Source organism: Wolbachia endosymbiont of Wuchereria bancrofti (assembly GCF_002204235.2).
Lineage (GTDB): Bacteria > Pseudomonadota > Alphaproteobacteria > Rickettsiales > Anaplasmataceae > Wolbachia.
In genome coordinates, this window is sequence record NZ_NJBR02000002.1 from 1 (window position 1) to 13,133 (window position 13,133).

Consider the following 13,133-nt stretch of genomic DNA (forward strand, 5'->3'; position numbering starts at 1 on the left):
AAAAATGGTCTGTTCATTAATTCCGGATGAGGAATCTTAAGGTAGGGCGTCTCAAGTGTCAAATCATCCCATAATAAAATATCCAAACCAATAAGACGAGTTGTTCATTTTTCATAGACCTGTAGAAGGCCTGTCACACTCAATTTATTTTAGACCTTCTAATAGCTCTTCAGAAGAAGAACAACTTCCATACAAAACCATGTTTTAAAATGGCTTGTCCCACTCAACTGGAGCACCACTTGGTAGAATAGCCTTAATTTCCAGAATAATTGAAAATTTTAGATCCTTAAAATAGTCTTCCTTCAGAAGGAAGCAGCCTTTTGTAAATTAGAAAAGCGATCCCCTATATTTGAGCCAATAGAAATATAAACATTAGTTATCTTTCTGTTCTTGCAGTATATCACAATAAGTAAAAAGAGAACATCTACATGCACATTTGGAGCGAATGGCGCAACTTCGCGAGTAGTCACTCTTACAGAAAAAATAATATGCTTTTTTTATATCAAAAATTTATTAATAGTTATATACACATTACAAGTAAAATGCTCGATTAAATTGAACTGCTTGTCCTGAACGAGAGATCAAATATTCTATACTACCTGCAGATAGCAAACAGTATCCTCAAGTCGGTCAGTTATAAGCCCAAGGAGACTTAAAGGTAAAATCAATATCAATACTAACTAACTGGAGATGAAACTTCTCTTCTGCACCATACCATAAATGAACCTAAAGCCATGAATTTTGGACAAGTAGGTTACACAAAGGTTTCGTATTTAACTCCATTTCCTTATTTTATAGTTTATAAAACTCATATGCCCCTGAAGTTAGCTCATTTGTTTACAAAAAGCCTTCCCTCTTACCAATGTAAAACTTTTCAGCAATATGTATGCACACTTAGCATTCCATCAAGAAAATCTCATAAGAGTTTCGCGCCCTTTTTAGCACTACGCATAATCTTGTCTTGTTCCTCCTCATCTAAATAAGCAATAAGGCTTGTACACTCCTCAGAACGCCACTTATCAGCATCCATATAAACAGTAAAAAATTGGAGAAGAACGCCCATCATTTATTAAATAGTGTTTTTTCAGACCTTCAATTTTAGATTTCGAAACCTTTGGAGCTTGACGTTCATAGGCATATAGAGCACCAAGACCCATTGCAAAGGTTGATCGTACGATATCGAAGTAACCATCGACTAATTTCTTGTCTCCTTGCATCTTTACGGAAATCAGACCGTGTAACGCCAAAACCTTCAGCAAAACGTTGCCATAACTCGGGATGGTTCTCATCACTTCGTTCTTCTTCTATTAAATTACCAAGTAAAACCTATCGCATTTTAAGATTTAGACACAAAGAATGTATACCACCAATATAACGAGGAAACGCAGCAACATGATGATAATATTCTTCGCATAGACTTGTAAAGCCTCAAGGCTTAAATTTCCCTTCATTCCATAATTGATAAAACTGATGTCTTAATAAGTGCAAATTATCTAATTCCCTATTAAATAACTGAACGAATACCATAACCCCTCCTTAATTAACACTAAAGTTACTTTAAGCTATTTACAGGCTTTTTAGATGCAAGAGATATTATACCAGTTCTTACTATTACAAGCTTAAATCTAGCTTGTAATTTCGATAGACATAAAGATAGGTATATAAAAAGTTGATTTTTTAATAAAGATTGACTTTTTTCAAAATTTTATGTATTACTAAATTAGTATGATGGGAAGTATGAAACGAAAGCAATAAAAGAAAATACAATAAAAACTAGGAAAGAGTTTATAGAAGTTCAAAACGGGATGTGGATTAAAAAGATAGTGATGTTGAACCCAAAGAGCAATGTAGATAACAGAAAGAAAAAGCGTATAGTTTATTTCCCAGAACTTACATATACTTTCGCAAAAGAATCAGACGAAGATAAAAGCGAATGGAATTGAACCGCATCGAAGCAGGTATGGATGTTCACTTCATTAATTTTCCTAGTTCTGGAAAAAGCAAAGGCCATTCTTTAAATGGGTAGATCAAGTAAATACAGGTATCGAAATCATTTCAGATCTTTTAAAACGAGGCATTCGTTCAGACAACATAGTGTTATATAGTAGTTGCACTGGAGGGCCGATAGCTGCTGAGGTTTATAAAAAGTTTAAAGATGACAATGTCCATTTAAGGTGCACTATTAATAAATCCTTCAGCTCACTTAAAAAACTTTTAGTTAATTTATTACATATATCAAAACCTAAATAGCTATTTCCCCCTATAATAGAATTTGTACTTAAGTGTTTTGGGTAGTATTTTAAGCCACACACGACAATTAATGACATTACTCCATACACAATTTGTTTCAATTTAGAAAACGACAGATTTATCAGTCAACAGGCAGCTATAGGTGCTAAAATTGCTGATATAGAAAAAAAGACCATCAAAAAAAAGAAAAATTTGAAGGTTTTGAACAATACAAAGAGTTTCTCATAGAGGATACTAACTTAGCTAAAATACCAAGAGCAAAAAATCCTGAACCTAAAGTTGGAGTAACGAAAAAACGCCGGAATAAGTTTTTATCATTACTACCTACTAAAACAACAACATTCACTTTTTTCCAATTACAGAGTTACATTCATCGAATGAACATAACTACACTCTCCCTGAGCTGATTTCACTCTTTTTAGAACTCACAGATAACTATTTTGAAAAGAAAGGTTCACTCAATTAAGTGCATGCAAAAGAAAGACCCACACAAGAACAAGAATCTAAAATTTATTCCAAACGTATAAACTAGATGTCAGAAGTAAATATTTCAGATTCATCAAAAAAGAACTCCTGCGTGACTTCTTACATAACCTAAATTAAAATTTTTAAATTGGCGTTTTTTGTGTACCCTTGAACTGCTTCAGCTATAAATATTAAGAAACTTATTAAATAAAAAAAGGTAAGAGAACCCCGAGGTAGCTAATATTCACATACTCTCTTGTCAATTAAGCATTTTCTACTTTCTTAAACACTTTATAAGCGCGTTTCAGCTTGTGTATGGGTAAAAATCAGATTGTATAAAAGATATAAGGTGCACATAGTGCAAAAAATTAAATATGATACCCAATACCCTAAGCTTTTTGTCATCAACCTGCATAGATTGCAAAGATAAATAATGAGCCTCAGTATCATGATAAGGGGCTGCGAGGTTTGCCAAGTAGTTTTTTCGTCTTTAATATAACGTTGTTATATGCCCAATGCACTACCAAAAACCATGTAAGAGATCTAATGCTACAGGAGCAGGTCTATCCCGATAAAAGAAAACTCTTGTATGATTTACAATGTTGCACTAAACCCTAGAAATAAGATAACAAATTAATAAAGAGTGCCTATAATCTTAACTTGGCAATTAGCTTTACTTATCTACAGAAATTGATATTAAAACTCGTGTACCACTTAAAAGGTATGGTTATTCATACACTTACGAATTTATCATTCTGTACCACTGGTCTTCATTCAAAATTCCTATACCTAATTCCACTGCTTTTTTGTACTTGTTTCCTGGTTTTTCTCCTGCAACTAGGTAGTCAACTTTAGCAGAAAGATTTGAGCTGACTTTCGCTCCTAGAGCTTTGGCTCTCACTTTCGCCTCTCCTCTACTCATAGTAAGTAGTTTACCGGTAAACACTATGATTTTATTATTTAAAACAGAGTCACTAGAGTTGGAGTTCACAGAAAGGATTTGAAGATAATCAGTAAGATCCTTCAACATTTTGATGTTACGTTCTTTAGAAAAAAACGATTTCAAAGACTCAGCCACTTTTTCCCCTATGCCATCTATACCTACTAGCTCATCACTAAAAGACTTGGCTATTCTCTTCTCTATGCCACCTACACCCACTTCAGCATCATTTGATAACAGTTTTATCATCGAACTATACCAGTTATCATAAGAAACATAATAATTTGCGAGCAATTCTGCTACAACTTGGCCAACAAATCTAATACCTAAAGAAAATATAAACCTATCTAGAGTTATTACCCTTCTGTTTTGTATAGCATTTAATAAATTAGCTATTGACCTCTCGCCCCAATCAGGCTGTTCTTTCAGACTAAACTCATTCAACCTTTCTTCTAAGTTAAAAATATCGGGAATTTGTTTTATCAGACCAAGGTCATAAAAAAACTTTATCTGCTTTTCACCAAGGCCAAAAATATCAAATGCATCTTTCGATACAAAATGCCTTAATCTTCCTATTATTTGAGCTTCACAGGTTAATTCCTCAGAGCATTTTATTGCCGTTCCTTCAGCTTGCACTTTACCACCGCATTCAGGGCATACCTCAGGGAATACAAATCCAGGTGCATCTGCATGACGAGAACCTTTGTCTACTCTAACAATTTGAGGAATCACGTCCCCTGCTCTCTTGATTGTTACAATATCTCCTTCTCTTACGTCTTTACGTTTTATTTCATCTTGGTTATGCAAACTTGCCCTACTTACTAGCACTCCGCCAATATTAACTGGTATTAAATCTGCAACTGGAGTTAATACTCCTGTCCTACCCACCTGTATAAATATTTTATTCAACTTTGTCTTTGCATAAATTGCAGAAAACTTATATGCAAGTGCTGAGCGCGGGGCTTTGTGGGTACTTCCTAGACGACTTTGTAGTACCAAATCATTTACCTTATAGACTATTCCATCAATATCATAATCCAAATTATAGCGGCAATTATAAACCTTGTTATAAAACTCCAGCATGCCGTCTAGATTGTTCGTTAAGGATCGATGTTCATTTACGCAAAAACCAAGTAACTCAAGCCTATTTAGTACTTCACTTTGACTTTTCTCTTTTCCACCAATCAAAGAATAAGCAAAATATTTCAACGGTCTACTTGCTGTAACGTTTGCATCTAATTGCTTTAGAGAACCAGCAGCTGCATTTCGAGGATTGGCAAATTCGTTGTCTTTATTTAATTTTAAAAAGTCACTATTATTGATGTATATTTCACCTCTTACTTCTAACCTATCTTGTACATCTTGCAAAAATCTGGGAAAGCCTTTTATTGTTGCAACATTGCGTGTGACATCTTCTCCTACAAAACCGTTACCTCGAGTCGCAGCTTTGACAAATCTTCCATCTTCATAAACTGCAGAAAATGACAACCCATCAATCTTTGGCTCACAGAACACCTCTATTTCTTCTTCAATTAAAAACCTCTTTATTCTAGATAAAAATCGCCCTACACCTTGTTCATCATAAGTATTCTCAAGAGAGAGCATAGGTTCTTGATGCTTTATCTTAGAAAATTTCTCATCAGGTGCAGCACCAACACCATCTTGTGTTGCACACGCTCCCGGAAGTTGTCCTTCCATTTCAACTAACTTTTGCTTCAGCTCATCATACTCAGCATCAGCGATTTCTGGTTTACTCTTTTGGTGATATAAAACATCATGATAATTGATCTGATCTCGCAGTTTAGTAAACTCTTCTATCACTTTTTCCAAATCAGCCATGCTTAAATTACATTAATATAATACCATATTAGCTTCATCGTCAAGTTGCGAATTTCCTTTAATTCAGCGTATGATACTTGATAAAGTACTGAGAAACAACAAAAGAAGTTGCAGATAGTTAAACGGCTTAAGAGTGATATATTTATTTACAATTGATGACCGGAATTATTTATCATAACTTTGGAACTATACAAAATTTTATATGATAATATTAATAACAAATGATGACGGTTTCGAAAGTGAAGGAATAAAATTACTTAAAGAGGTTGCAAGAAATTTTGCATCGGAAATCTGGATAGTGGCACCAGATACTGATAGAAGCGGAGCAGCAAGATCTCTTGATCATCCAGTGAAGCAGTCTATTAGAATAAACCAACACAGTGAAAGGGAGTTCAGTGTGTCTGGCACCCCTGCAGATTGTGTAATTATTGCACTAAATAAGATTATGGATAAAAAGCCAGATTTAGTATTATCTGGAGTAAACATTGGGTCAAATGTTGGAGATGATGTTTGTTATTCAGGAACAATCGGCGCTGTAATGGAAGGTGCTGCAAGATCTATACCCTCTATTGCGCTAAGTCAAGCATACCATGGTGGAATAAACTGGTACAATACAAAGATTTTTGCCCCAAAGGTTATTGCTAAACTAGTTAAGGTTGGCTGGCCTAAAAATATAGCGATGAGCATAAATTTTTCCGCTACAGAAAAAGTAAAAGGAATAGAATTTGCTGAACAAGGTGAATACAACATTGATGGGGACTTAACTTTTACTGAAAATCCAGATGGTTCTTTAAGTTTAAATTGGTCTCGAGAACATTTAGGTAGCGGTAGTGTAGGCAAAATCAAAGAAGGATTTATTACCATTACACCAATAAAACTAGATTTTACAGATTATGATACACTGAATGCTATGAAAAATTCTTATGCAGAGGAATTTTCTTCCATAGTTAATTGAAAAAACATTTGCAAATCTTTTATTAGTTGAATAACATATGGTAGTCAGACATAATAACCTCCTACTTCGCACCTTTTAGGTGCGAATTGAGGTCTTTGGCAGGTATAATTAAGTTTTTGAGCAACTAAAGAAGAAATATCACAATTTTCTCACTTATTATATAATACCTCACGCCCTGGAGCCATACACTACAATTAAATCTTATCCCAAGTTCTACACCGTGAGAAAGTCTTTGCAGTTTCTGTAACCTATAATAAGCAAAAAAAATATCATTATCTGTAAATTTTTTGTAAGATTGCTTGGTTCCAGTAATACCTATTCTAGCAGTAATATATGGAGCGATATCTGTACCTTTAATCTTATGATTATAATGTAATTTTGCAAGAAATCCCACTTCAGATCCTTTTTCTGTAGAATCATAAGCAGAGCGTAATGCCATAGCTCCAATTGAAACTTTAGTGATGCCTGTATAATGATAGACGATATCAGCTGCAAAAAAGTTAGCATGATATAAAGGCACATCACAGTAGATCCTACCTCTAATCCAATCATCTCCAAAGCACGGCTAGACAAAGAAAGAAGTAAACAATGTATATAAAATAATTAAATTTTTATCCTAATTCTTAAATATTAATACATAATAAATATACTATAAACATAAAAACAATACAAGATAAAATTTAACTACTTTATTTTGATCTTAACCAGAGAAAGTGGTAAAGAATTAGTAATATTTTTGCAAAAAGGGCAATAAACCAAATTACCTAGGAACGTAACAATTAATAGCAGAATGCCTACACTGTCTATTAGTAAAAACTCCTATGTATTCAAACATAGCAATATTTCAACACTTGAGTGTTTCTATAATCCAGGAAAATCATCTTTTTTATTTTTTATAGGGGAAAAAAGTGCACTGCTTCTATTATCGCTTTCAATTGGAATAGTAGGTCGTATCAAAGCAATTTTTATAACTTCATCAATGTTCTTAACAAAAACTACGTTGATCTCTTCTTTAATATTTGCTGGAATTTCTTGCATATCCTTTTCATTTTCGCCAGGTATAATCACAGTCTTGATTGATCCTCTGAGCGCCGCAAGTAATTTTTCTCTCAGACCTCCAATGGCTAAAACTCTACCACGTAATGTCACCTCACCTGTCATAGCAACATTCTTGTTAATCGGTATATTTGTCATAAGAGAAACAATGGATGTACATACTGCACTACCAGCAGAAGGACCATCCTTTGGCACAGCACCCTCAGGTAGATGTAAATGTATATCATTATTTTTGAACTTTTCAGGTTTTATACCAAAAAAGAGACAATTTGATCGAACATAACTATATGCAGCCTTTATAGATTCTTGCATAACCTCCCCAAGCTTTCCTGTGTATTTTATTTCCCCCTTGCCTGGAATTAGGACTGATTCTATCATTAAAATATCACCACCTGTTTCAGTATAGGCAAGTCCAGTTACTACCCCTACTAAGCTATCTTTTTCTGCAATACCAAAGGTGTATTTACGCACTCCCAAATAATCTTGTAAGTTGTCAACTCCTACAGATATTTTCTTATTTTGACCTGCTAATATTTCTTTAACTGCTTTTCTCATGAGCTTTGCAAGCTCCCTTTCCATACTACGGACACCACTTTCACGTGTATATAAGCGTATTAACTCATATAGTGCATCATTAGTTATGCTCCACTCTCTCTGACGTAAGCCATGCTCTTTTTTTAATTTGGGAATTAGATGATATTTAGCAATACTGATTTTTTCATCCTCAGTATAACCAGATAATTGTATAATCTCCATCCTATCACGCAAAGGGTGTGGCAAATTTAAGCTGTTTGCTGTAGCTACAAACATTACACTCGAAAGATCAAATTCAACTTCTAAGTAATGATCAGTAAAGTGTTTATTGTGTTCAGTATCTAAAACTTCAAGCAATGCAGATGCAGGGTCACCACGCGAATCAGAACCCATCTTATCTATTTCATCAAGCAAAAAAAGTGGGTTACACGAATTAGCTTTTTTCATATGCTGAATGATTTTGCCAGGCATTGAACCAATGTAAGTTTTTCTATGGCCACGTATCTCAGATTCATCACGTACACCACCAAGAGCTATGCGAACAAAATCTCTTCCTACCGCTCTTGCCATAGACTTAGCTAAAGAAGTTTTACCAACACCAGGTGGTCCAACTAAGCAAAGTATAGGACCTCTTATCTCTTTTACTCTCTTTAATACTGCTAAAAATTCTATTATCCTATCTTTTACTTTTTCTATGCCATAATGGTTTTCATCTAAGATCTTTTTAGCTGCATTTAAATTAATTTTCGCATCTTTATACTTTCCCCATGGTAGATCAAGCAACCAATATAGATAATTAGATATAACTGTAGCTTCAGGAGAAATGGGATTCATTTTTTTATACCTCTTTAACTCAGTCATAGCTTTTTCCCTTGCTTCCTGGGAAAGCTTTATTTCATTTATCTTTTTTTCAAATTCATTTATTATATTTCCCTCCTCTCCATTCTCAAATTCACCCAATTCTTTCTGTATGGCCTTCAACTGCTCATTAAGGTAGTAAACTTTCTGAGTACTTTCAACTTGCGATTTAATCGTTTTATATAAACGGTTTTGCGCGTTCAAAATACTTATTTCCCTTTCAATAAAGGCAAAAGCTCTTTTTAAACGCTCTTCCAAGCCATAAGTTTCAAGTATACTTTGTTTATCTGATGCTTTTATACTCAAATAAGAAATTACCGTATCTACAAGCTGATCAATTTTTTTGATCTGCTCAATGGGATTAACAATAATTTCAGGATGATTTTTTTTGTTTAGTTTACACCAGCTATCAAACGCATTTATAACAGCTCGCCTTAAAGCTTCCAGATCAACATTATCCTCACTTTCCTCATACTCATGATAACTATCTAACTCTACCCTAGCTTGTAGTAAAGCATGAGAGTCAATATACTCTATAACTCTCCCCCTGCTCACTCCTTGGATTACAACTTTTACTGCATTATCAGGTAATTTTATCAAGGGTTGCACAATATTTGCCAACACACCTACTTCATACAGATCTTTTGGCTCTGGACTATCAATAGAGCCATCTTGCTGTGCTACGAGAAAAATCTCATTTTGACGACTGCGATTATTAATTGCATACTCTAGTGCGCCAATAGATTTTTCCCTGCCTATAAATAAAGGCACCACTATATTTGGAAAAATTACTACATCTCTTAAAGGTAATACTGGCAATGTAGCAAAACCAGAATCTACAGCACATTCAACTTTCATAATACATGTCTCAAATTAATCATTAACTGTTATAACATTGCCCTTGTTATTATGACTAATCACTGCTTTCCCTAATTCTACCATTTCCTTAGTGATTACTATTGTACTACCCTCAAAACCCCCATTTCCAGCTGTATACATAACATCAAGCAAAAGTGATTCTAAAATAGCACGTAACATCCTTGCACCTGTTTTATAACTCATAGCTTTTTCAGCAATAGCTGATATTGCTTCATCTGAAAATTCAAGGTTTACCTTGCTAAAAGCAAGTAACGCCTTGTATTGTTTTATTAGCGCATTTCTTGGCTCTATCAATACATGTACTAGATCTTCATGATCCAGCTCATCTAAAACAGCAGTTATTGGAACCCGTCCTACGAATTCCGGTATTAAACCAAATTTGATCAAATCTTCAGGTTGAACATCATGCAAAGTATTCTTTTTCTTTTGCTCTTTAGACTGACTTATATCTGCTCCAAAGCCAACTGACGTTCCCTTTTTTCTTGCTTCAATAATTTTATTTAGACCTTCAAAAGCTCCTCCACAAATAAATAGTATGTTATTAGTATCTACTTGTATAAACTCTTGTTGTGGGTGCTTTCGCCCACCCTGTGGTGGAACATAAGCAACTGTGCCCTCCATGATCTTAAGCAAAGCTTGCTGGACTCCCTCACCTGAAACGTCACGTGTTATCGAAGTGCTTTCAGATTTTCTTGTGATTTTGTCTATTTCATCTATAAACACTATACCACGCTGTGCCTTTGCAACATCATAATTTGCAGCTTGCAATAGACGCGATAACACGCTTTCCACATCATCACCTACATAACCTGCCTCAGTTAAAGTTGTCGCATCAGCCATAGCGAATGGTACATCTGAAACTTTAGCAAGCGTTTTAGCTAGCAAAGTTTTACCAGAACCAGTGGGACCAATGAGCATCACATTCGATTTTTCAATTTCGATATCACTTATGGCATTAAACTGTGCCATGGATTGACAATGGTTATACATAGCCACAGACAAAACGTGTTGTGCGTGCTCTTGACCTACAACATGCTTGCTAAGAAAAATCTTTATATCCTCAGGCTTTTTTAGTAATAACTTTACATCAGACATATAATCTGAATTAAAAGATCCACCTTTCTTTTGACTTATTGCTTTATGGGATAACTCTATGCACTCGTTGCAAATAAATACTTTCAAACCATCTGAAGAATTAGTAATCAACTTGTCTACTTCATTTTGTGCCTTGTTGCAAAAAGAACAGTAGTGTAAATCGCCATTGTTGTTATCCATTAACCTACCTTTTGTTCAATTTTAATATTCTCGACCTTAATATCCTTACGCTCAGCTATTACTCTATCAATTAAGCCAATTTTTCTCGCTTCTTCAGGATCCATGAATTTATCTCTTTCCATCATTCCTTCAATTTTCTTCAGTGAATTTCCAGTATGTTTTTCATAAATCTGATTCAGTTTTCTCTTAACCCGCAAAATTTCATTAGCATGTATTTCTATATCAGTTGCTTGACCCTGATAACCACCAGATGGCTGATGTATCATAATTCTTGAATGAGGTAGAGAGTAACGCTTACCTTCTGTGCCAGCTGCAAGTAATAAAGAACCCATAGACGCAGCTTGACCTATACACAAAGTTGAAACATCCGGCTTTATATACTGCATTGTATCATAGATCGACAAACCAGCAGTTACAACACCACCTGGTGAATTAATGTACATATAAATGTCTTTATCAGGGTTTTCCGATTCTAAAAATAAAAGCTGTGCTACTATTACGCTGGCCATGTTATCTTCAACAGGACCAGTCACAAAAATTATCCTCTCTTTCACTAGCCTAGAATATATGTCATAAGCACGCTCACCACGACTAGTTTGCTCAATTACAATTGGTATAAGAGTCATACCTTTTCCTACTAAATATTACCAAACAATTCTTTTAACTCTTTCACAGAAACAATTTGCTCTTCTTTATTAACTTTTTCTATTATGTAACTCGTAACTTTGTGTTCCAGAGCTTGCCCTCTAACTAACTCTTGAAATTGCCTGTCTGACCTAAAATGCTTAAATACCCTATCAAATGGCACATCTTTACTGATATACTGATTTACAATAACATTTAAAATATCATTTTGAGTTAACGATATCTTATGCTCTGTACTAAACTTCATAAATAACATTGCAAGTTTTACACGCCTTTCAGCTTCCTTACAAGAGTCATCCTTAGAGCCCAACTCCCTTTCCACTCTCTGTTGCTCCTGTCTTACTACATCTGTAGGTAAGTCAAAGCTATAATTAGCATCCAAATAGTCAAATAGCTCCTTCTTAATCAAGAGATCTCTCATTTCTTCACACTGACCACCAATTACTTCTTTTGCATGATTTTTGAGCGAAGAACAATCTCTAAACCCAATTTTCTTAGCCATTTCATCATCACCTCCAAAATCTTCAGCAACTTGAATATCATTAACTCGAACAGAAAAATTAGCCTCTTGTCCTGCAAGGGAAATGGTTCGATAATCCTCAGGAAATTTCAACTTAAAACTTTTTGTTTCTCCTTTTTTCATACCAGTTAATTGATCTTCAAAACCATTAATAAATGTGCCAGATCCTAAAGTAACTTTAAAGTTTTTGTTGCTCCCACCCTGAAAAAGCTTATTTCTAATTCGTCCTTCAAAGTCAATTACCAATTTATCTCCATTCTTTGCCCGATATGAAGCATCATCAACAGAAATAAAGCTAGGAAATCTTGTTTTTATAGAATCGACAAACCCTTTTATGTCCTCCTCTTCAATCCTTGCTTCAACTTTCTTCAAATTTATTTTATCAAGATCTATTGCTGGCACTTCAGGCATCGATTCAAAAGACAGTTTGTATACAAAATTGCTCTTCTCACCCTTTTCATTCAGATTTGGTAATGATATAATATCAACCCTAGGATAAATGTGAGACTTAACTTCAATTTTTTTCATTAAATCACTTGAGCAATAGTCAATCGTACTATTTACTACATATTCCAAAGCTTCGTTCTTATAATTTGTAACAACAAGATCATAGGGCATCTTTCCAGACCTAAATCCAGGCAATTTTGCGTTTTTTGCTATTTCTTGTAGTCTAGAATTCACCTTTTGTTCTATATAATTGCTACCAACCGTGATTTCATACTCATGCTTTAGTTTATCTATACTAAGTTCCTTATAAGTATATATACTACTTAATGTATCTACTTCTACCACATTTTGAGGTATATTACCAGACATTACAATCCATTTATCAACATTTTAATTTATATTCTAACAGAGTCATTCTATCAGAATTTAAGTTAAATACAATCTTTAAGAACAGGTTTTTTAACACAGCC

General features: G+C 34.4%; 9 protein-coding genes. 2 read left to right on the forward strand and 7 right to left on the reverse strand.

What is annotated here, in order from left to right; translation table 11 throughout:
• Positions 1–916 precede the first annotated feature (916 nt).
• Positions 917–1,066 carry a hypothetical protein gene (locus CCY16_RS05840; protein ID WP_245800635.1) on the reverse strand — a complete coding sequence of 50 codons (150 nt, stop codon included), beginning with the start codon at positions 1,064–1,066 and terminating at the stop codon, positions 917–919.
• 739 nt (positions 1,067–1,805) lie between these two features.
• On the opposite strand from CCY16_RS05840, the gene CCY16_RS05845 reads away from it, so the two are divergent.
• Positions 1,806–1,943, forward strand: coding sequence for a hypothetical protein (locus CCY16_RS05845; RefSeq protein WP_245800637.1), 138 nt, complete (start codon positions 1,806–1,808; stop codon positions 1,941–1,943).
• A 1,511-nt stretch (positions 1,944–3,454) separates the two neighbouring features.
• Here the strand turns inward: CCY16_RS05845 and ligA are convergent.
• Positions 3,455–5,494, reverse strand: a complete 2,040-nt coding sequence (gene ligA / locus CCY16_RS00035; protein WP_088413955.1) for an NAD-dependent DNA ligase LigA — start codon at positions 5,492–5,494, stop codon at positions 3,455–3,457.
• A gap of 202 nt (positions 5,495–5,696) precedes the next feature.
• Here ligA and surE point away from each other — a divergent pair, with 202 nt between their 5' ends.
• Positions 5,697–6,449: a 5'/3'-nucleotidase SurE gene (gene surE / locus CCY16_RS00040; RefSeq protein WP_088413957.1), complete on the forward strand. Its 753-nt coding sequence runs from the start codon at positions 5,697–5,699 to the stop codon at positions 6,447–6,449.
• A 124-nt stretch (positions 6,450–6,573) separates the two neighbouring features.
• On the opposite strand, the gene CCY16_RS00045 is transcribed toward surE, so the two are convergent.
• The 5 genes from CCY16_RS00045 to tig all read right to left on the reverse strand — a co-directional run bounded on the left by CCY16_RS00045 (position 6,574) and on the right by tig (position 13,032).
• On the reverse strand, positions 6,574–6,969 hold the full coding sequence (locus CCY16_RS00045; protein ID WP_088413959.1) for a hypothetical protein: 396 nt from the start codon (positions 6,967–6,969) through the stop codon (positions 6,574–6,576).
• 341 nt (positions 6,970–7,310) lie between these two features.
• Positions 7,311–9,755, reverse strand: coding sequence for an endopeptidase La (lon, locus tag CCY16_RS00050; RefSeq protein WP_088413961.1), 2,445 nt, complete (start codon positions 9,753–9,755; stop codon positions 7,311–7,313).
• Positions 9,756–9,770: 15 nt separating this feature from the next.
• Positions 9,771–11,051 (reverse strand): ATP-dependent Clp protease ATP-binding subunit ClpX, encoded by a 1,281-nt coding sequence (gene clpX, locus CCY16_RS00055; protein WP_088413963.1) that lies wholly within the window; start codon positions 11,049–11,051, stop codon positions 9,771–9,773.
• Positions 11,051–11,677, reverse strand: coding sequence for an ATP-dependent Clp endopeptidase proteolytic subunit ClpP (gene clpP / locus CCY16_RS00060; protein ID WP_088413965.1), 627 nt, complete (start codon positions 11,675–11,677; stop codon positions 11,051–11,053). Before clpP ends, clpX begins: the two co-directional genes overlap by 1 nt.
• An 11-nt stretch (positions 11,678–11,688) precedes the next feature.
• Positions 11,689–13,032, reverse strand: a complete 1,344-nt coding sequence (gene tig / locus CCY16_RS00065) for a trigger factor (RefSeq protein ID WP_088413967.1) — start codon at positions 13,030–13,032, stop codon at positions 11,689–11,691.
• Positions 13,033–13,133 lie beyond the last annotated feature (101 nt).

Excerpts from the sequence above, each read along its gene's own strand:
- lon (WP_088413961.1), bottom strand. The coding sequence starts at position 9,755 with ATGAAAGTTGAATGTGCTGTAGATTCTGGTTTTGCTACATTGCCAGTA.
- clpP (WP_088413965.1), bottom strand. The coding sequence starts at position 11,677 with ATGACTCTTATACCAATTGTAATTGAGCAAACTAGTCGTGGTGAGCGT.
- CCY16_RS05845 (WP_245800637.1), top strand. The coding sequence starts at position 1,806 with ATGTGGATTAAAAAGATAGTGATGTTGAACCCAAAGAGCAATGTAGAT.
- ligA (WP_088413955.1), bottom strand. The coding sequence starts at position 5,494 with ATGGCTGATTTGGAAAAAGTGATAGAAGAGTTTACTAAACTGCGAGAT.
- clpX (WP_088413963.1), bottom strand. The coding sequence starts at position 11,051 with ATGGATAACAACAATGGCGATTTACACTACTGTTCTTTTTGCAACAAG.
- CCY16_RS05840 (WP_245800635.1), bottom strand. The coding sequence starts at position 1,066 with ATGATGGGCGTTCTTCTCCAATTTTTTACTGTTTATATGGATGCTGAT.
- surE (WP_088413957.1), top strand. The coding sequence starts at position 5,697 with ATGATAATATTAATAACAAATGATGACGGTTTCGAAAGTGAAGGAATA.
- tig (WP_088413967.1), bottom strand. The coding sequence starts at position 13,032 with ATGTCTGGTAATATACCTCAAAATGTGGTAGAAGTAGATACATTAAGT.